General features: G+C 73.0%; 18 protein-coding genes. 8 read left to right on the top strand and 10 right to left on the bottom strand.

Annotated features, from left to right (window positions below):
* Positions 1-19: 19 nt before the first annotated feature.
* Positions 20-1057 (bottom strand): LacI family DNA-binding transcriptional regulator, encoded by a 1038-nt coding sequence (locus ACIHAD_RS39870; RefSeq protein ID WP_397359968.1) that lies wholly within the window; start codon positions 1055-1057, stop codon positions 20-22.
* Between the two features lie 168 nt (positions 1058-1225).
* Here ACIHAD_RS39870 and ACIHAD_RS39865 point away from each other — a divergent pair, with 168 nt between their 5' ends.
* From ACIHAD_RS39865 to ACIHAD_RS39845, 5 genes are read left to right on the top strand one after another with little or no spacing between them, the layout of a single operon-like run.
* Positions 1226-4378 (top strand): family 78 glycoside hydrolase catalytic domain, encoded by a 3153-nt coding sequence (locus tag ACIHAD_RS39865; RefSeq protein WP_397359967.1) that lies wholly within the window; start codon positions 1226-1228, stop codon positions 4376-4378.
* Positions 4379-4400: 22 nt separating this feature from the next.
* On the top strand, positions 4401-5291 hold the full coding sequence (locus ACIHAD_RS39860) for a carbohydrate ABC transporter permease (protein ID WP_397359966.1): 891 nt from the start codon (positions 4401-4403) through the stop codon (positions 5289-5291).
* Positions 5288-6112 (top strand): carbohydrate ABC transporter permease, encoded by an 825-nt coding sequence (locus ACIHAD_RS39855; protein WP_397359965.1) that lies wholly within the window; start codon positions 5288-5290, stop codon positions 6110-6112. Before ACIHAD_RS39860 ends, ACIHAD_RS39855 begins: the two co-directional genes overlap by 4 nt.
* A gap of 48 nt (positions 6113-6160) precedes the next feature.
* Positions 6161-7603, top strand: a complete 1443-nt coding sequence (locus tag ACIHAD_RS39850; protein ID WP_397359964.1) for an ABC transporter substrate-binding protein — start codon at positions 6161-6163, stop codon at positions 7601-7603.
* Between the two features lie 11 nt (positions 7604-7614).
* Entirely contained in the window at positions 7615-10710 is a 3096-nt protein-coding gene (locus tag ACIHAD_RS39845; protein ID WP_397359963.1) for a DUF5722 domain-containing protein, read from the top strand.
* Positions 10711-10782: 72 nt separating this feature from the next.
* Here ACIHAD_RS39845 and ACIHAD_RS39840 read toward each other — a convergent pair whose 3' ends face one another.
* Both ACIHAD_RS39840 and ACIHAD_RS39835 read right to left on the bottom strand, forming a co-directional pair.
* Positions 10783-11385, bottom strand: a complete 603-nt coding sequence (locus tag ACIHAD_RS39840) for a histidine phosphatase family protein (protein ID WP_397359962.1) — start codon at positions 11383-11385, stop codon at positions 10783-10785.
* Positions 11386-11441: 56 nt separating this feature from the next.
* The gene (locus tag ACIHAD_RS39835; RefSeq protein ID WP_397359961.1) at positions 11442-12680 is read right to left on the bottom strand and encodes a PEP/pyruvate-binding domain-containing protein; all 1239 of its coding nucleotides are present in this window, start codon (positions 12678-12680) and stop codon (positions 11442-11444) included.
* A 58-nt stretch (positions 12681-12738) separates the two neighbouring features.
* Between ACIHAD_RS39835 and ACIHAD_RS39830 the strand changes: the two genes are divergently transcribed.
* Together ACIHAD_RS39830 and ACIHAD_RS39825 are read left to right on the top strand one after the other, a co-directional pair.
* Positions 12739-13134: a DNA-binding protein gene (locus ACIHAD_RS39830; protein ID WP_397359960.1), complete on the top strand. Its 396-nt coding sequence runs from the start codon at positions 12739-12741 to the stop codon at positions 13132-13134.
* Positions 13131-13766, top strand: coding sequence for a transcriptional regulator (locus ACIHAD_RS39825; RefSeq protein ID WP_397359959.1), 636 nt, complete (start codon positions 13131-13133; stop codon positions 13764-13766). The genes ACIHAD_RS39830 and ACIHAD_RS39825 overlap by 4 nt, the downstream gene beginning before the upstream one ends.
* A 33-nt stretch (positions 13767-13799) precedes the next feature.
* On the opposite strand, the gene ACIHAD_RS39820 is transcribed toward ACIHAD_RS39825, so the two are convergent.
* The 4 genes from ACIHAD_RS39820 to ACIHAD_RS39805 form a co-directional block, all read right to left on the bottom strand.
* On the bottom strand, positions 13800-15197 hold the full coding sequence (locus ACIHAD_RS39820; protein ID WP_397359958.1) for a rhodanese-like domain-containing protein: 1398 nt from the start codon (positions 15195-15197) through the stop codon (positions 13800-13802).
* A gap of 149 nt (positions 15198-15346) precedes the next feature.
* Positions 15347-15610, bottom strand: coding sequence for a metal-sensitive transcriptional regulator (locus ACIHAD_RS39815; RefSeq protein WP_397359995.1), 264 nt, complete (start codon positions 15608-15610; stop codon positions 15347-15349).
* An 83-nt stretch (positions 15611-15693) separates the two neighbouring features.
* Positions 15694-16422 carry a hypothetical protein gene (locus tag ACIHAD_RS39810; RefSeq protein WP_397359957.1) on the bottom strand — a complete coding sequence of 243 codons (729 nt, stop codon included), beginning with the start codon at positions 16420-16422 and terminating at the stop codon, positions 15694-15696.
* The gene (locus ACIHAD_RS39805) at positions 16409-16921 is read right to left on the bottom strand and encodes a SigE family RNA polymerase sigma factor (RefSeq protein ID WP_397359956.1); all 513 of its coding nucleotides are present in this window, start codon (positions 16919-16921) and stop codon (positions 16409-16411) included. Before ACIHAD_RS39805 ends, ACIHAD_RS39810 begins: the two co-directional genes overlap by 14 nt.
* 115 nt (positions 16922-17036) lie before the next feature.
* Here ACIHAD_RS39805 and ACIHAD_RS39800 point away from each other — a divergent pair, with 115 nt between their 5' ends.
* A complete protein-coding gene (locus ACIHAD_RS39800; protein WP_397359955.1) occupies positions 17037-17930 on the top strand; it encodes a hypothetical protein in 894 nt (297 codons plus the stop codon).
* 25 nt (positions 17931-17955) lie between these two features.
* On the opposite strand, the gene ACIHAD_RS39795 is transcribed toward ACIHAD_RS39800, so the two are convergent.
* The 3 genes from ACIHAD_RS39795 to ACIHAD_RS39785 all read right to left on the bottom strand — a co-directional run bounded on the left by ACIHAD_RS39795 (position 17956) and on the right by ACIHAD_RS39785 (position 22141).
* Complete coding sequence (locus ACIHAD_RS39795) at positions 17956-20193, bottom strand: Orn/Lys/Arg decarboxylase N-terminal domain-containing protein (protein ID WP_397359954.1); 2238 nt, start codon at positions 20191-20193, stop codon at positions 17956-17958.
* Positions 20194-20285: 92 nt separating this feature from the next.
* Entirely contained in the window at positions 20286-20819 is a 534-nt protein-coding gene (locus tag ACIHAD_RS39790; RefSeq protein ID WP_397359953.1) for a 2'-5' RNA ligase family protein, read from the bottom strand.
* Positions 20820-20869: 50 nt separating this feature from the next.
* Entirely contained in the window at positions 20870-22141 is a 1272-nt protein-coding gene (locus ACIHAD_RS39785) for a GDSL-type esterase/lipase family protein (protein WP_397359952.1), read from the bottom strand.
* Between the last annotated feature and the right edge of the window lie 23 nt (positions 22142-22164).

Below are 22164 nucleotides of genomic sequence, written 5' to 3'. Positions count from 1 at the left end.
GGTGGGCCGACTTGAAACGTCACTGAGGAAGTGTCGACGCCCTGACCATGAGCTCCGGCTGGAAGACGATCTCCTGGTGCCAGTGGTTGGCGTCGCCCCGGGCGTCGGTGAGCAGCAGCTCCGCGGCGGCCTGGCCGAGCTGGTGCTTGGGCTGGCGGACCGAGGTCAGGGACGGCGACAGCAGCTCGGCGAACTCGACGTCGTCGTAGCCCATGACCGCCATGTCGTGCGGGACGCGCGCGCCGCGCCGCTCCAGCCCGCGCAGCGCGCCCAGCGCCACCGTGTCGTTGACGCAGAACAGCGCCGTCGGCCCCTTGCGCGCGGGCAGCCGCTCCAGCGCCGCCTCGCCCTCGCGCGGGGTCAGCGCGGGCAGCGTGACCTCGGTGATCACCTCGTCGGGGTCGAGCCCGGCGGCCCGCACCGCCCTGGCCAGCCCCTCCCGCCGGTCGGCGCACTGGCGCACGATGGGCGGCCCGTTGAGGAAGGCGATGCGCCGGTGGCCGAGCGACAGCAGGTGGGCGCCGGCCAGCTCGCCGCCCCTGACGTTGTCGACCGCCACCGCGCAGAGCTGGGAGTCGACGCCCGGCCGGTCGAGCAGCACCATCCCGACGCCGCGCCTGCGCAGCTCCACCAGATGGGAGATGTCGGGCCCGGCGGGCGTGATGAGGATGCCGGGCACCCGGTGCTGCTCCAGGATCTGCAGGTAGTGGGCCTCCTTCTCGGCCGAGTCGCCGGAGCTGCACAACACCAGGAGCAGCTGCTCCTGCGACAGCCGGGTCTCGATGCCCGGCAGCACCTCGCTGAAGAACGGGTTGCCGATGTCGCGCACCATGACGCCCACCGAGCGGCTGGAGCCGCCGCGAAGCTGCCGGGCGGGCGCGCTGGGCACGAAGCCGAGCACCTTGATGGAGGCGCGCACCCGGCGCAACGTGCGCTCGGCCACCAGTTCGGGCCGGTTGAGCACGTTGGAGACCGTTCCCACGGACACACCGGCATGAGCCGCGACGTCGACCATGCTGAGCCGGCGGCGCTCGGCCGGCTTGTGGATGTCGGTCACCGGTGGGCAGCCCTTCTGGTCACCTGGCAGAGATGGCCAGTCTACTGGTTGAAATGTTTCAGCCAAACGATCCCCGCCTGCACATCTGGATCCAGGGCATTGACGGAAGTACCTCGGGGTGCCTACGGTGCGCATTGCTTGAAATGTTTCAACTAGTCGGGAGCCCCCTTGAACCATCTCGCCGTGACCGACCTGCGGGTCGAAGGACTGGCCGAACCGCTGGGCCTCGACGTGAGCGCGCCGGAGTTCTCCTGGCGGATCACCGGGGCCGGGCGGGGACGGGCGCAGAGCGCGTACCGGCTGGTCGTGGCGCGGGAGTGCGATCCGGCGGAGGAGGGGGCCGAGCCGGTCTGGGACAGCGGCGTCGTGGCCTCCGCGGCGACCTTCGACGTCCCCTACGGCGGCGCCGGGTTGCGGCCGAGGACGCGCTACCAGTGGCGGGTCAAGGTGGCCGACGAGAGCGGTGAGTGGTCCGGCTGGAGCCCCGCGCACTGGTTCGAGACCGGGCTCGGCGAGGCCGGCGGCTGGATGGCGGGCTGGATCGGCACCCCCGTGGTGCCCGGCTCCGAGCGGTTGCCGTCCCTGGAGAACGTGCCGCGCATCTGGGTGGCCGGCCCGCTCGGCCCGTCCGCGTCGCCGGCGGGGGCGTTCAGGACGCGGTTCTCGGTGCCGGGCGGGGCCAGGCCGCTGTCGGCGTGGCTGGTGATCGGCGGCGGCGGCGACGAGGTCGAGGCGTACGTCAACGGGGTGCGGGTCGTGGGGGAGCGGCGGGAGGGGGCGTTCGTGGCCGACGCGGGCGACCTGGTCGCCTCGGGCGAGAACGTGCTCGCGATCAGGGCCGCCGGGTCGGGGCTGTGCGTGCGGCTGGAGGTCGTGGTCGAGGGACGGCCCGCGCTGCCGCAACTCGTCCCCGTGGCGGGGGAGGGCACGGTGACCGTCACCTCCGGCGGCCGGTGGCGGGCCGACGACCGGCCGGGCGAGGGCTTCGAGCAGCCCGGCTTCGACGACGCGGACTGGCGGCTGGCCGAGGAGGTCGGGCTGCAGGGCGACCCGCCGCTGGGCCGCGAGCCGATCGGCGACCGGCCGAGCCCGTACCTGCGGCGCGAGTTCGGAGTGCCGGCGCCGGTGCGCCGGGCCAGGCTGTACGCCACCGCGCTCGGCGTCTACGAGATCCACCTCAACGGCGCCCGGGTGGGCGCCGACCACCTGGCGCCCGGCTGGACCGACTACCGTCAACGGGTCACGTACCAGACCTATGACGTGACGGCGCTGGTGTCGGAGGGGCGCAACACGATCGGCGCGGTCCTCGCCGACGGCTGGTACGCCGGCAACATCAGCTGGTTCGGCTCCTTCCAGTACGGCCGCCGCCTGGCCTTCCGCGCCGAGCTGGAGATCCTGCACGAGGACGGCTCCCGCACCCACCTGCGCACCGACGCCGACTGGCGCGCGGGCTCCGGCGCCATCCGCTACGCCGACCTGCAGAACGGCGAGCGTCAGGACCTGGCGGCCGAGCCGCTCGGCTGGACGGCCGCCGGGTTCGACGACTCGGCATGGGCGCCCGCGGTGCCGGTGAGCCCGCCGGCGGGCCGGGTGGCCGCCTCCGTCGCGCCGCCGATCCGGGTGCACGAGGAGGTGGAGCCGGTGGCGGTGTGGGAGCACCGGCCCGGCGTGTGGATCGCCGACTTCGGCCAGAACCTGGTCGGCTGGGTCCGGCTCACCGGCCGCGCCGGCCGCGACCGTCCGGTGGTGCTGCGGCACGCCGAGGTCCTCGACCACGAGGGCGGGCTGCACCTGGCCAACCTGCGCTCGGCCCGCGCCACGGACGAGTTCCTGCCGCGCGGCGAGCAGGCCGAGACGTTCGAGCCGAGGTTCACCTTCCACGGCTTCCGGTACGCCGAGGTGTCGGGCCTGCGCGCGGCCCCGGAGTCGATCACCGCCAGGGTGGCCCACGCCGCGATGGAGCCGGCCGGCGAGTTCACCTGCTCCGACGAGCGGCTCGACCGGTTGCAGCGCAACATCGTGTGGGGGCAGCGCGGCAACTTCCTGGCCGTACCCACCGACTGCCCGCAGCGGGACGAGCGGCTCGGCTGGACCGGCGACATCTGGGCCTTCGCCCCGACCGCGCTGTTCAACTACGACGCCGCCGCGTTCCTGCGGAGCTGGCTGACCGACGTGGTCGACGCCCAGGGCGACGACGGCGCGGTCACGCACGTGGTGCCCGACGTGCTGTCGGGCCGCGGCCTGTCGCCCAACCCCAAGGAGGCCGGCTCGCCCGGCTGGGGCGACGCGCTGGTCATGCTGCCGTGGGCGCTGCACCGGCTGCGCGGCGACGCCGGCGTGGTCACGGCCTGCTTCGAGCCGATGCTGCGCTGGCTGGCCTACCTGGACCAGCACTCCGACGGCGGGATCTTCCCCGAGGAGGGGTTCGGCGACTGGTTGTCGATCGGCGCCGAGACCCCCAAACGGCTCGTCGGCACGGCGATCTTCGCGCTGTCGGCCCGGCAGCTCGCCGGGCTCGCCGCCGCCCTCGGCCGGGACGCCGACGAACGCACCTGCCTGGAGCTGTACGAACGCGTGCGCCGGGCCTTCCGCGCGGCCTTCGTCGAGGGCCCCGGCGTGGTGGCGAGCGGCACGCAGACCGCGTACGTGCTGGCCGTCACGGCCGGGCTGCTGGAGGAGCACGAGCTGCCCAGGGCCGCGGCGCGGCTGGCCGGGGACGTCGAGGCGCGCGGCGGCCACCTGTCGACCGGGTTCCTCGGCACGCCGTACCTGCTGGACGCGCTCACCTCGACCGGGCGGCTGGACGTGGCCTACCGGCTGCTGACGCAGGACACCTTCCCGTCCTGGCTCTACCCGGTCGTGCACGGCGACGCGACCACCATGTGGGAGCGCTGGGACTCCTGGAGCCACCACCGCGGGCTCCAGGACCCCGGCATGAACTCCTTCAACCACTACGCCTACGGCGCCGTCGGCGACTGGATGTACCGGACGGTCGGCGGGCTGGCCCCCGGCTCGCCCGGCTACGCCGACATCGTCGTGCGCCCCCGCCCCGGCGGCGGGATCGGCTGGGCGCGGACCGCCCACCGCACCCGGCACGGCCAGGTGGAGATCTCCTGGCGGCTCGCGGACGGCGGCCTCGCCCTGGACGTCGTCGTGCCGCCCAACACCCGCGCCGAGGTGCACGTGCCCGCGCCGCCGGAGCGGGTGACCGAAGGCGGCCTGCCGGCGGGCGAGGCGGAGGGCGTGACCTTCGACCGCCTCGACGACGGGGCCGCGGTCTACCGGGTCGGCTCGGGCTCGTACGCGTTCCGCACCCTGTGACGGCTGAGAGGCATTGACGATCGTGACCAGCACAAGAGCGCGCCGCCGGATCCCGTGGGGCGTCTACCTCGTCCTCCTTCCCACCTTCGCCCTGCTCGCGGCGTTCGCCTACTACCCGGCCCTCAACGGCATGCTGCACTCGCTCTACGAGTGGCGGCCGGGCTTCGAGTCGCCGTTCGTCGGCCTGGAGAACTACCTCACGATGCTCGGCGACGACCTGTGGTGGGCCTCCTTCCGCAACGCCGGGATCATCTTCGTCTGGGCCGTCACGCTCATGTGGGTGTTCCCGCTGCTGGCCGCCGAACTGGTGATGTCGCTGTCCAGCGAGCGGCTGCGCTTCGTGTTCCGCACCCTGCTCATCCTGCCGCTGGCCTTCCCGGCCGTGGTCAACGTGCTGCTGTGGCAGTTCATGTACGACCCGCGCGACGGCGTCGTCAACAGCCTGCTGCGCGCGCTCGGCCTGGACGGGCTGGCGGGCAACTGGATCGGCGACCCGGCCACGGCGCTCGCCGCGCTGATGACGATCGGCTTCCCGTGGGTGGCGAGCCTGCCGTTCCTGGTCTTCCTCTCGGCGCTGCAGAACGTGCCGGCCGAGATCTACCAGGCCGCCGAGGTGGACGGCGCCGGCCGGCTGCGCCGCTTCTGGAGCATCGACCTGCCGATGTTGTTCCGCGACGTCAAGCTGCTGTTCGTGCTGGCGGTGATCTCGGTGCTCCAGTACGGCATGCAGGCCCACATCATGACCAAGGGCGGCCCCGACAACGCCACGCAGGTGCCGGTGCTGCGCATGCTCGACGCCGCCTTCGTGGACACGAGCTGGGGGTACGCGGCCGCGCTCGGCACCGTGCTGTTCGCGCTGACCCTCGGGGTGAGCCTGGTCGCGCTGGTGCTCGGCAGGAGGTCGGGATCGTGAGCCGGACCCGCAGGACCGACCTGGTGGCCGGCGGCGTGCTGGCGGTGCTGGCCTTCGCCGGGCTGTTCCCTTACCTGTTCATGCTCGCCGCGTCGGTCAAGGACAACGAGCAGTTCTTCGCCAGCTACTGGTCCCCGGCCTGGCCGGTCCACCTGGACAACTACGCGGCGGCCTGGGAGCAGGTCAGCCCGTACCTGTTCACCTCGTTCGTGGTGGCGGCGCTGGCCATCGGCGGCACGATGCTGCTGGCCCCGGCGGCGGCGTTCGTGTTCGCCCGCTACCGCTTCCCCGGGCGCAACGCGCTGTTCGGGCTGGTCGCGGCGCTGCTCATGGTGCCCTCGATCACCAGCCTGATCCCGCTGTTCGTGCTGATGCGCGACCTCGGCATCCTGGACAGCCGGCTGGTGCTGATCGTCCCGCACATCACCGCGAACACGGTCTTCGGGATCGTCGTCATGCGCACGTACATGGCGCAGATCCCCGAGGAGATCTTCGAGGCGGCGCGGGTGGACGGGGCGGGCGGGGTCCGGCTGTTCCTGGCCTTCATGCTGCCGCTGGCCCGGCCGGTGATCGGCACGGTGGCGCTGATGACGGTGCTGGGCGTGTGGAACGACTACTTCTGGCCGCTGCTCACCGTGCAGACCGACGCCTACCGGACGATCCCCGCGGGGCTGGCCTTCTTCGCCAACCAGAACGCGCAGCAGTGGGGCCCGCTGTTCGCCGGCTACGTCCTGGCCAGCCTCCCGCTGGTGGTGCTGTTCACGTTCCTGTCCAAGTGGTTCCTGGCCGGCATCCAGGGCGGCATCGTGTCCGGCAAGTGAGCCGCCCCGCGATTGAAACGTATCAATAAGGAAAGGACCCGTACCCCGATGAGAACACCCCCCATGAGCGGGCTCGCGGCCTCGGCCATGCTGCTCGCGCTGACAGGCTGCGGCCTGCTCGGCACCGGCGGCACGTCCGCCCAGGACAGCGGCGGCAAGGTGACGATCACCCTGGCCGGCCCCAACCAGTGGAACGCCAGCGGCAGCAGCTTCGGACCGGCCTGGGAGGCGCTGGTCGACGGCTTCGAGAAGCGCGAGCCCGGCATCGAGGTCAGGACGCAGGTGCTGCCCCTCGACGGCTTCATGCAGACGATCACCACCCAGCTCGCCGCCGGCACCGCGCCCGAACTGGTCTTCAACCAGCCGCCGCACAAGGCGCACGAGGTGCACGCGCTCGACGCCGAGCTGCAGAAGCCCAACCCGTACGTGCCGGGCAACCAGCACTGGATCGACGTGTTCAGGAAGGACTACTACGGCCCCGCCGTCTCCAAGGCGCTGAGCAAGGAGAGCGGCAAGCTGGAGTACATCCCCTTCAACCTGGTCGCCATCGGCCTGTTCTACAACAAGGACGCCTTCGCCAAGGCGGGCCTCGACGGACCCCCGGCCACCTGGGCGGACTTCAAGGGCGCCTGCGTCAAGCTCAAGGCGGCCGGCTTCGACCCCGTCGCCCTCGACAAGGGCGGCCTGGCCGCCGGCTGGACGTGGGAGGCGGTCAGCACCCAGCTCATCGACAAGTACCACGACGACTGGAACTTCTTCGACGCCACCGGCAAGCCGGGCAAGGCGCCGACCGTGACCGAGAAGTCGATGAGCAAGGCCATCAAGGAAGGCACGCTCACCACCGGGACGCCGGAGGTGGCCGAGTCCCTGAAGATCTACAAGGAGTTCTTCGACTGCGGCACCCCCAACTGGACGGGTGTGGCCGACGGCGGCGCGACCGTGGGCTACCGCGACTTCGTCTCGGGCAAGGCCGCCATGTCGTGGGGCACCGACTTCGCCGTCGAGGCGCTGAAGGCGGACGCCAAGTTCGCGCTCGGCACGATGCCGTTCCCGACGATCACCAAGGCGAGCACGCCGTTGTCGTCGGAGGCCCCGGCCCGCTACGGCGCCTCGATCGGCGGCACCAGCTACATGATCCCCTCCACCGTCAAGGGCGAGAAGTACGCGGCGGCGGTCAAGTTCCTCCAGTACATGAGCTCGCCGGCGATCAAGCCCTGGCTGGACGCGACCGGCGGCCTGCCCGCCATCGAGGGCGTCGAGCCGTCGGCCGAGACGGCCGGGCTGCTGGAAGGCGAGTGGGGCAAGCCGTTCCGGGTGGTGGCCCTGCCGGGCGGCCCGGAGGGGACCTCCTTCCGCGACGTCTTCGACGGCTACCTGCTCGGCCGCCGCTCCCTGGAGGACGAGCTGGCCGACCTGGACAAGTGGTGGAAGCGCGGCATCGAGGCCGGGATCAAGAAGAACGCCTGGGGCGACGAGGACTGGGCCAAGTAGGAGGAGATGACATGCGGTTGTTGATCGCTCTGGCGCTGGCCGTCCCGATGCTGGCCGTCCCGGCGCAGGCGCTGCCCGCGCGCGCGGCGGCGGCCGGCGGGGTGAGCGGCGTCGAGGTCGGCGGGGACACGATCACCGTCACCGGCGTCGCCCCGGGCCGGGCCGAGCTGTACGCGCTGGACACCTGGCGGGACTCGCCCGCGGGGGAGCAGCCGGTCGCGAGCGTCGAGGCGGGCCCGTTTCGCGTCGAGCTGCCCCGGATGGACGGGAACCAGGACCGGCTCTACGACAAGTTCCTCGCGGTGGGCGCGGACGGCCCGCTGGGAGAGGTGCACTACGCCGACAAACTGAGCTTCGCGTCGGCCAACCAATCCCCTTATCCCGACATGTCGGGCAAAAAGGGGTTGCAAGTTCAGATGACCGACGACGCCGAAGAGATCGGCGTCCAGCACGCCGGCATCAACCTGGCCCTCGACTCGGTCATGACGGCCGGGCCGGGCGCCCCGGGCAACACCATCGAGTTCGTCTCGCAGGGCAAGACGTACTACTTCGACCGGGGCGCCGTCGCCGGGCTCGACGCCCAGGTCAAGCCGCTGTCGGACAACGGCGTCCTGGTCAACATGATCGTGCTGGTCTACAACAGCGGCGCACCCAACTCCGCCGCCCGCACGCTCATCCACCCCGACGCCGAGCTGGGCAAGGGCACGGTGTACGCGTTCAACACCAAGACCGCCGAGGGCGAGGCGCACTTCACCGCCGCGATGGAGTTCTTCGCCCAGCGCTACAGCCAGGCCGACGGCCGCTACGGCCGGGCGTGGGGCTGGATCGTCGGCAACGAGATCGACGCCCAGCAGTTCTGGTACAACATGGGCCGCCAGGACCGCGACGTGTTCCTCGACCAGTACGCCCGCGCCATGCGGCTGACCTGGCAGGCCGTGCGCAAGGCCGACGCCGCCGCCCGCGTCTACACCTCGCTGACGCACTTCTGGACGGGCGCCGCCAACGACGACCCGAAGTACACCTACAAGGGCCGCGACGTGGTGGACGGCCTCAACGCCCTCACCAAGCGCCAGGGCGACTTCGACTGGAACATCGCCTACCACCCCTACCCGGAGAACCTGTTCAACCCGGCGTTCTGGAACGACAAGACCGCCACGGACGGCTTCGACACCATGCGGATCACGTTCAAGAACATCGAGCTGCTGCCGCGCTACCTCGCCCAGGACAACCTGACCTACAACGGCCGACGACGGCGGGTGATCCTCTCCGAACAGGGCCTGAACTCCCAGGACTACTCCGCCAAGGAGCTGGAGCTGCAGGCCGCCGCCTACGCCTACGCCTACTACAAGATCGCCTTCGCCGACGGCATCGACTCCTTCATCCTGCACCGGCACGTCGACCACAAGCAGGAGGGCGGCCTGCGCCTCGGCCTGTGGACGTGGGACGAGGAGCACAGCGCGCCCTCCAACGCCGGGGAGCGCAAGCCCCTGCACGAGGTGTTCGCCGCCATCGACACCGACCGGTCGCTGGAGGTGGCCGAGTTCGCCAAGAAGATCATCGGCATCTCCGACTGGAAGGACGTCATCCCCGGCTTCGACCCGGGCAAGCTGGCCGTCAGGAAGCCGCCCACCGTGGCGGGCACGCAGCTCGACGCCAGGCCGGTGGCCGAGCGGGTGATCTCCGGCTTCGAGACCGGCGCCGACGGCTGGCGGCCCTCGGACAACGCCGCCGCAGTCGAGCGGGTGGCCGTGGACGGCGGGCACGCGCTGCGCGTGCGCTTCGACCGCGACCTGCCCGGCTGGTCGCGGTACGCCAAGTCGTACAAGGGCGCCGACGTGCTGTTCGACAAGCCGCTCGACGCCTCGCGCACGCCGTCGCTGTCGCTGTCGATCCGGGTGCCGGCCGAGGCCGACGACCGCTTCAAGCCGGGCAACGTCTTCACCGCCAAGGTCCGCGCGTACGGGCGCGACGGCGCGGTCGCGGAGGGCGTCGGCACGATCGACCCCGCCCTCGGCTGGAACCGGCTCACGCTGGACCTGTCCCGCTGGGCCCCGCGCGCCGCGATCTCCCGGGTCAAGGTGTGGGTACGCGGCTCGGTCGGCTCCGACTGGGCGGGCTCGTACGACATCGACCGGCTGAGCCTGGCCGCGGCGGCGCTGCCCGGCCTCGCCCGGCGCAACGTCGAGGTGAGCGCGTCCACCGCCGAGCGCGGCAGGCTCGGCTCCAAGGTCACCTTCACCGTCACCAACCGGGACGTGCTGCCGATGGCCGGGCGGGTCACGCTGTCCGCCTGCGACGGCGTGGGCGTCGATCCGTCCGCGCTGCGGGTGACCGGCCTGGGCACGGGCGCGAGCCGCACGTTCGAGACCGCGCTGACGGCGTACGCGCCCGCGAACCAGGAGTATCCGGTCGTGTGCGCGTCCTACCTGGGGCACACGGACCGGGTGACGTTCCGGCTGCCGCCGCAGGCCGCGTACGTGCCGCCCGCCCCCGACGCCTTCGCCAACCAGGAGCTGGCCGACGGCTTCGACCGGGCCGGCGACTACCAGGCGCACCGGGTCCTGCCGGAGGACAAGGAGCTGCCGCAGGTGACGTACGCGGGCGGCGCGCTGTCGGCCGGGCACCCGTCGGCGTCCTGGTTCGGGCTGATGTCGTCGGGCGTCTCGCCGCGCAACCCGGCGTTCGCCACGGCGATCACGATCAGGAGGTTCCAGGGCGACTCCACCGACATGGACACCGTCTACACGGGCCTGGTCAAGGACGGCAGGACGGACGTGGCCGCGTTCTACGTCAACAGCCACAAGTTCGCCGGCTTCGAGGTACGCGGCCCGCAGGTGCCGGGCGGACTGGCGGTCTTCGGCGTCAAGCAGGGCGTCACCGTCCCCGACGGCGGCCGGTTCGCGCTGTCGCTGGTGGGCGAGCGGGCCGCCATGTACGCCGACACCGGGTCCGGATGGGAGCTGGTGACCGTGGCCACCCTGGAACACCTGCCGGCGCTGTCGGACCCCGAGGTCAGGGCCGGATACCGCTACGGCTTCGGCGTACGCGGCGACCCCGGCCCCAACCCGCTGGTGCTCGACGCCGTGGAAGGCCGCAGCATCTCCTGACGCACCCCTGGCACACCGGCCCGCCGCGCACCACCGCGGCGGGCCGGTGCGCGTCCGGGGGCACGCGCGGGTTCACGGCCACATGCCCTGGGGGAAGCCGGTCCAGCGGAGGTCGGGCGGGAGGTGGCCCAGGTCGTTGAACATCACCATCGTGGGGGGCAGCCCGGTGCGGTACTCGATGATCGTCAGTCCGGTGTTGGCGCTGTTCAGGCCGAGCCAGCGGGGCAGCGGCGCGTCCAGCGCGTGCCGTACCAGCCAGGCGATCTGTCCGGCGTGCGTCACCAGCACCTCGTGCACGTCGGACGCGGGCCCGTCGGGGACCTTCGCGAACCGGGCGACCAGGGCGTCGGCGAGCGCGCGTCCCGAGGCGGCCTCCGCCCGGTCGAAGCCGTCGAAGTACCCGGCCCAGGAAGAGGGCGTCTCGTCGGGGGCGGGGACGTACGGCACGTGGTCGACGAGCTCGGCGGCCTCGGCCACGGGGACGTCCGGCAGGCGCCGGGCGAGTTCGCGCGTGCTCTCGGCGGCGCGCTGCAGCGGGGAGTGCCACACGGCGTCGATCGGCATGCCGGCCAGCCGTTCTCCCAACAGGGCCGACTGCCGTCGTCCCGCGTCGGTGAGCTGCCCGAACGCGTCTGCCGCGCCATGGCGGGCCAGGTAGAGGTGTCGCGTCGTCATCGGTGGCCGGGGAAGCGTCCCGCGGGGCCGCTTCCCCTCCCCTCTCAGGTGCTCGGTCAGGCGGTGGTGACGGTGCCGGCGGTGCCGTCGACGGTGATGAGCGTGCCGTCCCGGAGCCTGCCGGTCACGTCCGGGACGCCCAGGACGGCGGGGATGGCGTGCTCCCGGGCCACGATGGCGGCGTGGGAGAGCACGCCGCCGGTCTCGGTGACGACGCCGGCGGCCATGCGCAGCAGCGGCGTCCAGGCGGGGTCGGTGAAGGGGCAGACGAGCACGTCGCCGGGGAGCACGCGGGCGAAGTCGCCCGGCCCGCGCACGATCCGCGCGGTGCCGGTCACGGCCCCACGGCTGCCCGGCGTCCCGATGAGCGCCCCGGCCGGCCGGTCCGTGGCGCGGGTGAACGCGTCCGGGAGCGGGGGAGCGGCGGTGATCGGGCGCGCCTGGAGGATCCACACGCGGCCGTCGGCGACGGCCCACTCGACGTCCTGCGGCCCGCCGCGCAGGGCGGCGATCTCCGCGCCCAGCCCGGCGAGCAGCGCGGCGGTCGCGTCGTCGATCGCCGCCCGCCCCCGGACGCCGTCCGGCACGTCGCGCAGGACGAGCCGCGCGCCCTCCCGGTCGAGCCGGGTGCGTTTGTCGGCGACGGTGCGTTCGACCGACCCGTCCCCGGCGACGCGGTAGGAGTCGGGGGTGACCGTGCCGCCCACGACGCTGGGCCCGAGCCCCCAGGACGCCTCGATCCCGGTGGGCTCGCCCGGCCCGCCGGGGGTGAACATCACCCCGGACACCTCCGCGTCCAGATGGCGCTGGACGACGACGGCCATCATCGGGTCGACGGCCGTCACCGGGCCGTCGCCGGACCGGCGGCCGACGGCGGCGCGTGGCGAGAACAGCGAGGCCCAGCAGGCGCGCACGGCCTCGGTGACCCCGCCGATTCCCCGTACGGCGAGGAAGCTCTCGTACCGGCCGGCCGCCGAGGTCAGGCCGGTGTCCTCGTCGGCGGCCGACGACCGCACGGCCACGGGCGGGTCGCCGAGCTCGGCGAGCGCCCGCGCCAGCGCCTCCACCACCCCGGCGTGGACCGGGCGGCCCTCGATCGCCCGCCGCGCCGCGGCGAGACCGTCCGGTTCCGCGGTGTGCCGCCCGAGGTCCAGGTCGCGGACCGCGGCGAGGTAGGCGGCGAACGGGAGCACGAAACCGTCGGGAACCGGCAGCCCCGCCCGGATCAGCGCGCCGAGCGCCCCGCCCTTGCCCCCGCAGGTGTCGGCCGCGGCCTCCTTGAGGGGTACGATCATCCGCCCGCCCTTCAACAAAATGTTGACGATGTCCCGCTGATTGTGAATCATGTCCCGCATGGAACGCAACCACGACCAGGCTCACGTCACGCGGGCCGACCATCTCCAGGCCCAGCGTGAGAAGGAGGCGCGTCGGCGGCTCCTGGCCCTGGGCGCCGACCGGCTCGACCCCCGTCCCTGGCAACCCCCGCCCGTCCCGCCGTCGGCGGTCGACCTGGTGCGGTTCGCCGTCTGGCGCAACGCCGACCTGGGGCAGGAGGACGCCCTGAGCGCGCTCGCCCTGCTGCCGGCCGCGCGCGCCGAGGTCGAGGCGATCGAGTCCGCCCTGCTGTTCACGGCCCGCAGCGCCGGGCTGACCTGGGCGCAGATGGCCGAGGCGATGGGGTTCAACTCGCCGCAGGCCTGCCAGCAGCACTACACCCGGCTGACCGCCCGTCAGGAGGCCGGCGCATGACCCGGACCTCCGCGCCCGACCTGCTGGTGCTGCACGCCGTACGCGTCACCGGCTTCGCCGACACCCCCGTGATCGCCCGGCGGTACGCGCTCGGCGTGGCCCAGACGGAGGAGGAGCTGCGCGACGCCGAGGCACGCGGCTGGGTGAGCCACACCTCGTTCGCCGGCACCGGCGGCTGGTCGCTGACCGAGGCGGGCCGGGCCGAGGACGAACGGCGGCTCGCCGCCGAGCTCGACCTCGCCGGCGGCGCCGAGGAGGTCCACGGCGTCTACCGCGAGTTCCTCCCGCTGAACGCCCTCCTGCTGAAGGCGTGCACCGACTGGCAACTCCGCCCGGACGGCCGCGACCGGCTCGCCGTCAACGACCACTCCGACCCCGCCTGGGACGCCCGAATCCTGCACGAGCTCACCGTCGTCGGCCGCGCCCTCCAGCCGCTCGCCGAACGGCTGACCGGCGTCCTGGCCCGGTTCGGCGGGTACGACACCCGTTTCGCCGCGGCCCTGGCCCGCGCCCGCAACGGGGAGGGCGCCTGGGTGGACCGCACCGACGTCGACTCCTGCCACCGCGTCTGGTTCGAGCTGCACGAGGACCTGATCGCCACCCTCGGCCTCGACCGCCACGCCCATCCCTGACCGCCCGCGCGCGTCCCGGGCCCCGGCCGCTGATCAGTCGTCGGCGTCGGTGATGGTCAGGCCGGCTTCGGCGGCGGCCGCGTAGGCGTCGTCGATGTGCACGACGCGGCGTCCGGCGCGGGCCAGCAGGCTGGTCGCGGCGGCGGCCCGGTAGCCGGAGCCGCAGTGCGTCCACACCGTGCCGGCGGGCACGTCGGCGAGGCGGTGCGGCAGGTCGGGCAGCGGGATGTGGGTGGCGCCCCCGACGTGGCCGGCCCGCCATTCGTTGGTCATGCGGACGTCCAGCACGACGTCCGGGGCGGGCAGGTGCGCGGGGGCGCGCCCGGCCCGGACGGCGGCCAGGTCGGCGAACGTGGCCACCGCCAGCTCGTCCAGCCGGTCGTCTTGGCGGCCGGCCCACTGGTCCGGGTCGCCGGTCGCGGCGGCGGCCGGGCGGTCGACGCCGATGCGGGCCAGCTCGCGCTGGGCGGCGGCGACCTGCCCGGCGTCCTCGCCCAGGAGGGTGATCGGCGCGCCCCAGGGGGCCATCCAGGCGAGCCAGGTGGACATGGGGCCGTCCAGGCCGAAGCTGAGGGTGCCGGTCAGGTGGCGGCTGGCGAACGCCTTGCGGGAGCGCAGGTCCACCACCCATTCGCCGGCCGCGATCCGCTTCCTGAGCTCCTCGGGGTCGGCGGTCCGGACGGGGGTGAGGTCGATCGGGCCGCCGCCTTCGGCGTTGCGCGGGCCCATGTGGGCGTAGTAGGCGGGGTAGGCGTCGAGTCCGGCGAGGGTCTGGGCGACGAAGTCGTCGGCCTCCAGGCGCAGCGCCGGGTTGGCCTGCTTCTCGCGGCCGATGGTGGAGGCCGGGGCGTCGGCCTGCGTCGCCGAGCAGAAGCTGCCGAAGCCGTGCGTGGGCCAGACCTGGGCGCCGTCGGGCAGCAGGTCGGCCAGGCGGTGCGCCGAGGTGTGCTGGCGGTGGGCCAGGTCGTGGGCATGCTCGGCGCCGAGCAGGTCGGTGCGGCCGGTGGTGCCGAAGAGCAGGGAGCCGCCGGTGAAGACGCCTTCGGGGCCGTCCGGGCCGGTCAGGACGTACGACAGGTGGTGGAAGGTGTGGCCGGGGGTGGCCACCGCCCGGACGGTCATGGCGCCGGACAGCGTGATCTCCTCTCCGTCGGAGACCGGCCGGCGGTCGAACCGCACGGTCTCGTCGGAGGCGACCAGGTAGGCGGCGCCGGTCACCCTGGCCAGGGCCAGGCCGCCCGAGACGTAGTCGTTGTGCAGGTGGGTCTCGGCCACGTGGGTGATGCGCACGCCGAGGCGTCCGGCCAGGGCGAGGATCCGGTCGAAGTCGCGCTGCGGGTCCACGACCAGGGCGACCTGCCCGTCGTGGGCCAGGTAGCTACGGTCGCCCAGGGACGAGGTCGCCACCACCTCGATGTGGATCGTGCTCATCGTCTTCGCCGCCTTCGTGTCGTCGCGGTCGGATTCCGGTCGGGGACGTTCCTACCCAGCGATACCCTATGGGGTATGCGCCGGGCAAAAATAAGGGCATACTCCGGCGTACGGCTCTCGCCGTCGCCTTCGGATGCCCTTGGGTGGGGTCAGGACAGGGCCAGGAACAGCTTCTCCAGCCGCTCCGGCGTGATCGACGGCTTCTCGCCGCGCTCGCGGGCCATCTGGCACTGTTGCAGGCCGGTCGAGATGATCTTGAATCCCGCCCTGTCCAGGGCCTTGGAGACCGCCGCGAGCTGGGTCAGCACCCGCTCGCAGTCGTCGCCGTTCTCGATCATGGCGATCACCCCGCCGAGCTGGCCGTGGGCCCGCTTGAGCCGGGTGAGCGCGTCGGCCAGGACGGCCGCGTTCATGTCCACTCGCTCCACCTCCACTGCCAATATACCCCCCGAGGTATTGTGCCGCGCACGCCCGGCCGCCGGCCCCGCGGAGGCGGTCACAGGGTGGAGGTGAGCCCTTCGGCCATCCTCCTCAGCTCGGCGGTGACGGTCTCGGCGTCGCGCAACTCCGCGGCGTACACCGGGCTGAACATGATCTCGGCCCACTGCCGGTCGCCCATCCTGAGGAAGAGGGTGGGGGTGCCCTTCATGCCGTCCTCGCCGACGTCCTGCACGACCAGGTAGCCGGTGCGGTCGCCGATGGTCACCTCCTCGCCGTCCCCCTCGTCGCGGTAGGTCGCGATGCGGTCGGCGACCTCCTCGACGGTCGCCTGCTCGTACATGTAGATCTGCACGCGGTAGGAGCCCGGGTCGTCGCCCTTGTGGATGTAGGCCGTCGTGTACTTGTCGCCGAAGTTCACCGACCAGCGGGACCACCGCAGCCGCTCGGGCAGGTAGCCCACCTTGACGTGCCCGAACGCCTTCCCGTCGCCCAGGTCGCCGAGGCTCGGCGGTTCGGACGGCTGGGGCGGGGTGTCGTCGATGGCGGGCGGCTCCGGCGTCACGGAGACCGTGACCTGGCCGCCCGTCGTCGACACCGTGCCCATCCCCAGGTACGCGACGGGCGCCGCCACGACGGCCACGGACGCCGACACCGCCGCGATCCGGCTCCTCGTCCTTCTCCGCCGGGACCCGCGCACCACCCGCTCCACCAGGTCGGGCGCGGCGTGCAGGCGCGCGGTCTCCTCCGTCATGAGCCGGAGGAGCTCCTCCTCAAGCGTGGGCATTCCTGATCACTCCTTCCACTGTCTCGCGTCCGATGGACGAACGAAGTTTGGCCATCGCCTTCGACGCCTGGCTCTTGACCGTGCCGACCGAGCAGCCGAGGACCTCGGCGGTCTGCGCCTCGCTGAGGTCCTCCCAGTACCGCAGGACGATCACCGCCCGCTGCCGTGGCGGCAGGGCGCGCAGCGCGTCCATGAGCACCTGGCGCAGGTCGGTGTCCGTCGCGCGGTCCGGCGTGTCCGGCGGGCTGTGCATCGGGATGATCCTCAGGATCGCCCGGCGGCGGGCCCGGCTGATGGCGGCGTTGACGATGACACGGCGTACGTACGGTTCGGGGCTGTCGTGGCGGACCCGGTCCCAGTTCCTGTAGGTGCGCTCCAGCGCGGTCTGCAGCAGGTCCTCGGCCTCCGCCTCGTCGCCGCAGGCGAGGTAGGCGACCCGCAGCAGGCTCGTGGCACGTGCGGCCACGAACGCGCCGAAGTCGTGTTCCGTGGCGCTCAAGGCTGTCTGTCCGATTTCACGCTTCCTTATACGCCTGGGCCCTCGCGGCGGTTGCCCCCGAGGGCAGGACGAGACGGCGGGCAACCGTTCGGGGGGCTCAGGCGTATGGAGGGTCATGACTTCGCATTCATGGACAGGGGCGGCGACGTTCCGCCGGTTGGTCGTCACGGGCCTGGGGCTGGCCGTGGGCGCGGCCCTGGGCACATCGGCGCCCGTCGCTGCGGCCCCGCCGGAGGGCGCCTACTGGCACGTCAAGGAACTGCTCACCATGCCGCAGCCCGGCCGGTTCGGTACCGGCTCGAACCCGTACTCGCTGGTCAAGCGACAGATCACCGAACGGTGGAGCACCCCCGACGGCAGGGCCTGGTACGCCTACCGCGACCTGGGGACGACCCCGCGCACCGCGGCCGACAAGAAGGCGTGGCAACGTGACGGCTCGCCCCGCAAGTGGAGCGAGTCGATCGACGGGCAGACCGTGCGGTTGTCCACCGAGCCGACCAAGGGCCACGTGGGGAGCGTGCGCGAGCGCAACCAGTTCGAGCTGGCCGGGCAGTGGCTGACCTACGACGAGGTCCAGCGCCTGCCCGCCGACCCAGCCCGGCTGAAGGACTGGCTGACCAGGGCGGGCCGGGTCAGCCGGATCCCCGAAAGCGCCCTGCCCGGCTGGGTCGCCTCGACGCTGCCCCAGCTCCTGCACGTCCTGCCCGCGCCGAAGGAGGTCCGCGACGCCGCCTACCAGGGGATGCTCACCATGCCGGGCGTGCGCGCCGACGGCAACGCCAAGGACGAGCTCGGCCGGTCCGGCGCCGTCGTCGTGATCGACACGCTGAACGGGACGGGCAAGGCGGCGGTGCGGGAGACCACCCGGCTGATCGTCGACACCGGCAGGACGGCGCTGCTGTCGGAGGAGCACCTGTCCGGGCCCGGCGGAAAGGGGAAGTCCTCCGTCACGACCCTGGCCGAGGTCGGCTGGACCGACGCCCAGCCCGCCGTGCCGGCCCTGCCCTGACCGGCTCCGAGCCCGGCGGGGGGCGTCAGTCGCGGACGACCTCCACCCAGTAGCGGCCCTCGCCGTCGCGGTGGGCGCCGTGGATGTCGGTGGCCAGGTCGGGGAAGGCCCGGTCGAAGTCCTCCAGGGCCCGCAGGTAGCTCATCAGCGGCCCGTCGGCCGCGCCGGTCGCCTCGCCGGGCATCAGCATGGGGATCCCGGGCGGGGTGACCACCACGGTCGCGGCCACGACCCGCCCGGCGAGCCGGGCCAGCGGGACCCGCTCGGTACGGGAGCGGATCATGGCCTGGTAGACGTCGGCGGGCGTCGAGACCGGCTCGGGCAGCGCGGTGAAGACCCGGTCGAGCAGCGCGCCCACCCCCGAGTCGCGCAGCTTGGCGTGGACCTCGGCGCAGAACGTCCGCAACGACACCCCGGACGGCCCGAACCCGGGCAGCAGGTCGGCCAGGGCCTTGTCGTCGTCGTAGGCGTTCTTGAAGTCGGTGAGCGCGTCGATCAGCGTGCCCCACTTGCCCTTGGTGATCCCCATGGAGAACAGCACCAGCAGCGTGTGGTCGCCGGTCTTCTCCACCACGATGCCGCGCCGCTGGAGGTAGGCGGCCACGACCTTGGCCGGGATGCCCCACTCCAGCGTGCCCCTGGCCGCGTCCGCGCCGGGGCAGGTGATCGTCACCTTGACGGGGTCGAGCATGGCGTAGCCGTCGCTCATCCCGTCGAACCCGTGCCAGGCGGCCCCGGGCTCCAGCACCCAGCAGCGCGGCTCGGCGCACAGCAGCGCCGGGTCGGCGTCGGCGAACGGCACGGCGCGGCCGGTGTGCGGGTCGATCACCGACGGCGGCTGCCAGAGGCCGAAGAACCACTCGGGCCGGCGGCGGTCCTCGCGGATGCGGGCGGCCAGCCGGGTCATCGCCTGCCGGAACCGGACCGCCTCGACGATCGCCTCCCCGGTCAGGAAGGACCCCGACGGGCCGTCCATCATCGCCGCGGCCACGTCGAGCGAGGCGATCATCGGGTACAGCGGGGAGGTCGAGGCGTGCATGAGGTACGTCTCGTTCAACGCGTCGTAGTCGACCGGCGCCCGCGGCGAGGGCCGGACGTGCAACATGGCGGCCTGGGAAAGCGCCGCCAGAAGCTTGTGCGTGGACTGCGTGGCGAACACGGTGGGACGCTCCGGGCCGGGCAGCGTGTGCTCGTCGACCGACATGGCGTACCGGCGGGCGTAGAGCGGGTTGAACCGGCCGTAGGCGAACCACGCCTCGTCGAAGTGCAGCCGCGGCACGCCGGCCCCCAGCAGCTCGGCCACCCGGACCGCGTCGTAGCAGACGCCGTCGTAGGTGGAGTTCGTGACGACCGCGTACGCCGGGTCGCCCGCCGCGAGCGGATGGGCGGCCACCCGCGCCCGGACGGCGGACGCCTCCAGCGCGGCGGCCGGGATCGGCCCGGCCAGCCCCAGCCCGTTGCGCTCGGGAACCATGTAGACCGGCCGCGCGCCGCTGATCGCCAGCGCGTGCTGGATCGACTTGTGGCAGTTGCGGTCGACCAGGACGGTGTCGTCGCGGGCGATCGCGTGGTGCCCGACGATGCGGTTGGCGGTGGAGTTGCCGTTGACCACGAAGAACGTGCGCTCGGCGCCGAAGACGCGGGCGGCGTTCTGCTCGGCCGCGCCGATCGGCCCGGTGTGGTCGAGCGGTGAGCCCAGCTCGGCGACGGAGATCGACAGGTCGGTGCGCAGCAGCCGCTCGCCGTAGAAGTCGAAGAACGCCCGGCCCACGGGCGACTTCAGGAACGCCACGCCCCCCGCGTGCGCCGGGGTGTGCCAGGAGTAGGGGTGATGGTCCTCCAGGTGCAGCAGCGCGCGGAAGAACGGCGGCAGGATCTCGTCGGCGTACTGGTCGGCGGCGTGCGCGATGCGCCCGGCGATGAACTGCGGGGTGTCCTCCAGCGGGAAGACGTAGCCCTGGATGACCTCGTACACCCACAGCGGGAGCTCCTGGTCCTGGGTGATCAGGAAGACCGGCAGGCCGCGGAAACGCCTGGCCACCGCGGTCAGCAGGTCGTCGGCGCCGGGTGCGTCCCAGGCCGCCAGGATCGCCGTGAGCGAGGCGTCGGACCCGACCACCGCCAGGGCGTCGGCCGTGCGGTGGGTCCAGCGCACCTGCAGCCCGAGCTCGCCCATCTCGGCGCACACCCGGCGGAGCTGCTCGGCGAGCGCCGAGTCGGCGTCGGGGTGTTCGGTGACGGCGGCCAGAACCGTTCGCTCCATGCGGCACTCCATGATCGATCAGGGGAAGACGACCTTCCAGATCGTAACTCCAAGGAATGGCAAAGACACCGTAAGTGACGAACCTCGGGCGGTCAGGCGCGCCCGAGCGCGAAGGCCCGGTCCTCGCGCCAGCGGCGGCCGTCGCTGACCAGCAGGCGGACCTCCCGGACCCGGGCCGTCAGGGGCAGCCCCGCGATCAGCTCGGCCTCCACGCGGTCGAGCAGCTCCGGCTCCTGCTGGTCGGCGACCGTGAGGTGAGGGACGATCGAGGCGAACCTGCCCCCATAAGGCGGCGCCTCGGGCCACCGCCCCGCGACCGCCTCCGTCAGCTCCCGGAACGGGCGCTCGGGGTCCGGCGCGAGGTAGAGCACGCCGGGAAACCTGCCGCACCCGGTGAACCGCACGTCGAACGCCGGATGGGCGGCGATCAGCCGGCCGAGCGCCACCTCCTCCAGCCGGTCGCGATCGAGGAACGGGTAGAGGATCGTCACGTGCGCGGGGACGCCGTCGGCCGCGGCGGCGTCCAGCCGGGAGCGCCAGTGGCCGACCAGCGGTTCGGCCTCGGGGATCGTGACCACCAGCGCCGTTCCGCCGGGTCGGTACGTGCTCGGTTCCGTGGGGGGCATGGCTCAGGTTCCCAGGCCGTCCGTGGCCCGGGCCACCGGTTTACCGTCCGTCAGAGCAGGCGGCGCAGGTCGAGGGCGGCGGCGATGGCGTGGGCGCCCGCGTCGTCCGGGTGCAGGCCGTCCATGAAGACGTAGCCGGGCCTGGGCCGGTCCGGCGCGGCCGGGTCGGACATCGCGCGGTCGGCGTCCAGGACGACGTCGTAGGCGCCGCTCGTCCGGATCCACCGGTTGAGCGCCACCCGGGCCGCCTCGATCTCCTTCGTCCAGAACGGGAACAGCGCCCCCCGCAGCGGGATGACCGTGACGCCGACCGTCCTGATCCCGCGGGCGCGGGCGGCGGCGATCAGCCGCTGGTGACCCGCGATGAGCCGCTCCACGCCCACCTTCGGATTGGGCCTGGCGCACGCGTCGTCGAGCCGCGGATAGGCCAGGTCGTTCGCACCCAGGTGGACGACGACGGCCTTGACGCCCGGCCGGTCCAGCACGTCACGGCCCAGACGGGCCAGGGCGTTGTCGCCGAAGCAGGAGGAGTCGTTCAGCAGCCTGCCGCCGGCGATCCCGGCGTTGACGACCGAGGCCGGGCTGCCCGCGGCGACGAGACGTTCGGCGAGCTGGTCGGTGAACCTGGTCTCGGCGCCCTGGCCGGAACCGACGCCGTCGATGAGGGAGTCGCCGAAGGCCACCACGGCGGGCGCGGCGGCGGCGACCTCCACCCCGGTCAGGTAGTACCAGGCGGCGGTGGACTCGGTGAACGTCGCGCCGCCCAGGTCCGACAGCCGGTCGCCGGAGGCCCGGTAGGAGGTCGCGGTGGTGAACCGGTGGAAGGTGGCCGGGCCGGTCGCTCCGGGCAGGCGCAGCGTCACGGCCAGCCGTTCCAGCGGCGAGGTGGGCAGCGCGACCGGGTCGCTGACGGCCTGGCCGCCGGGCGGGATCTCGGTCCGCGTCCGGCCGCCGAAGCGCAGCGGGCGGGAACTGCCCGGCCACACCGCCGCGCCGCCGGCCGACCTGCCGACCGTGGCGCCGGAGAGCCTGAGCGGCTTGGTGCCGTACCGGTTGGACAGGCGTACCCGCAGCTCGGGGGCCGCCGCCGTCACCCTGATCACCTGCCGGACCGTGTGGTCGTCGAACCCGGACAGCGACCAGTTCGGGCCGGTGTCGGCGGTGCCCTTGGTGGGGCGCTGCATCGCGCTGCCCCAGGTCGCCGTCCAGCTTCCGGCGTCCGCGAGGGCCGGCGCCGCCGTCGCGGGCTGGGCCGTGGTGGTCAGGATCAGGCACAAACCGGCGGCGGGCGCCAGTGCCCGCCGCCATCCGGTCGATCTCATGTCGGACTCCCTGTGTGACGTCG

The organism is Nonomuraea sp. NPDC052265 (genome assembly GCF_044547985.1).
Taxonomy (GTDB): domain Bacteria; phylum Actinomycetota; class Actinomycetes; order Streptosporangiales; family Streptosporangiaceae; genus Nonomuraea.
The sequence above is the reverse complement of the archived record's forward strand: the minus strand, read 5'-3'. Positions and strand labels throughout refer to the sequence as shown.

What these genes read in the sequence shown, in the direction of transcription:
- ACIHAD_RS39850 (WP_397359964.1), top strand. Translation starts at nt 6,161, where the DNA reads ATGAGAACACCCCCCATGAGCGGGCTCGCGGCCTCGGCCATGCTGCTC.
- ACIHAD_RS39845 (WP_397359963.1), top strand. Translation starts at nt 7,615, where the DNA reads ATGCGGTTGTTGATCGCTCTGGCGCTGGCCGTCCCGATGCTGGCCGTC.
- ACIHAD_RS39840 (WP_397359962.1), bottom strand. Translation starts at nt 11,385, where the DNA reads ATGACGACGCGACACCTCTACCTGGCCCGCCATGGCGCGGCAGACGCG.
- ACIHAD_RS39835 (WP_397359961.1), bottom strand. Translation starts at nt 12,680, where the DNA reads ATGATCGTACCCCTCAAGGAGGCCGCGGCCGACACCTGCGGGGGCAAG.
- ACIHAD_RS39830 (WP_397359960.1), top strand. Translation starts at nt 12,739, where the DNA reads ATGGAACGCAACCACGACCAGGCTCACGTCACGCGGGCCGACCATCTC.
- ACIHAD_RS39825 (WP_397359959.1), top strand. Translation starts at nt 13,131, where the DNA reads ATGACCCGGACCTCCGCGCCCGACCTGCTGGTGCTGCACGCCGTACGC.
- ACIHAD_RS39820 (WP_397359958.1), bottom strand. Translation starts at nt 15,197, where the DNA reads ATGAGCACGATCCACATCGAGGTGGTGGCGACCTCGTCCCTGGGCGAC.
- ACIHAD_RS39815 (WP_397359995.1), bottom strand. Translation starts at nt 15,610, where the DNA reads ATGAACGCGGCCGTCCTGGCCGACGCGCTCACCCGGCTCAAGCGGGCC.
- ACIHAD_RS39810 (WP_397359957.1), bottom strand. Translation starts at nt 16,422, where the DNA reads ATGCCCACGCTTGAGGAGGAGCTCCTCCGGCTCATGACGGAGGAGACC.
- ACIHAD_RS39800 (WP_397359955.1), top strand. Translation starts at nt 17,037, where the DNA reads ATGACTTCGCATTCATGGACAGGGGCGGCGACGTTCCGCCGGTTGGTC.
- ACIHAD_RS39795 (WP_397359954.1), bottom strand. Translation starts at nt 20,193, where the DNA reads ATGGAGCGAACGGTTCTGGCCGCCGTCACCGAACACCCCGACGCCGAC.
- ACIHAD_RS39790 (WP_397359953.1), bottom strand. Translation starts at nt 20,819, where the DNA reads ATGCCCCCCACGGAACCGAGCACGTACCGACCCGGCGGAACGGCGCTG.
- ACIHAD_RS39785 (WP_397359952.1), bottom strand. Translation starts at nt 22,141, where the DNA reads ATGAGATCGACCGGATGGCGGCGGGCACTGGCGCCCGCCGCCGGTTTG.